The sequence below is a fragment of the Streptomyces sp. SID3343 genome (assembly GCF_009865215.1).
Lineage (GTDB): Bacteria > Actinomycetota > Actinomycetes > Streptomycetales > Streptomycetaceae > Embleya.
The window spans coordinates 1-826 of the sequence record NZ_WWJX01000708.1; the positions used below are offsets into that span (position 1 = coordinate 1).

The 826-nt window shown below is 76.5% G+C and carries 1 pseudogene; it reads right to left on the reverse strand.

Going from position 1 to position 826, the window contains the following annotated elements:
- Window positions 1–804: pseudogene (locus GT354_RS21600) on the reverse strand (hypothetical protein); the annotation flags it as partial.
- Window positions 805–826 lie beyond the last annotated feature (22 nt).

Here is an 826-nt window from a genome sequence, read left to right on the forward strand (position 1 = left end):
GGCCGAAACGGTCGCCACGGTCACCACAGCCGGCGCCGCCACAGCCGGCGCGACGGCCGCCGGCGCCGCCTCCGCGGCCGTACCCACCGGCCCCACCGGACTCGCGGACACCGAAGCCTGGTTCGGGGACAGCGACGAGGTCGGCGACGAGGGCAGAGTCGGAGTCGGGGTCGACGCCGCAGGAGGATTCGAAGTCGGAGCCGAAGCCGCACTCGGCGCCGGCGGTACCAGCCGCCCCGACCGCACCGCCCGAGCCACCGCGCGCGCCACCATCGCCGTCTCCACCGGCCCCAACGCGTCCACCGCCGACAACACCCCGAACACGTCCGGCCGCAGCACCGACCGCCGACCCCGGACATCGCCGAGCACGAGCACCCGCAGCCGCCCCGCCGCAGCGAACGCGCCCAACCGACGCTCCACGTCCGCGTCCGCGCCCGGCGCCGCGCACACCACCACCCGCACATCCGCATCGCCGAGCAGGTCCTCCATCGGGCGCCCCGGGAACCGCGGATGCACCCCGTGCGCGACACCCACCGCCGACGCCGGCAACCGGGCCCCGAGCTGCGCCGTCACCGCGTGCACGAGATCGCGCGCCGTGTTCGGATCCCCGCCCACCGCGACCACCGGCGCCACCGCCGACAGATCCAGCACCACCACACCGCCGCCGAGCAGACCCACCACGACCGGCAACACGTCCGGTTCGGCCGCGACCGTCGGCAACTCGGCCACCGCCGCCGACCACCGCAAAGGATCATCCGGATCCGCCGACCACGGCTGCTCGGCCCCCGGCGCGCGCGCCGCCACCAACCGCACCGTCACCCGCTCG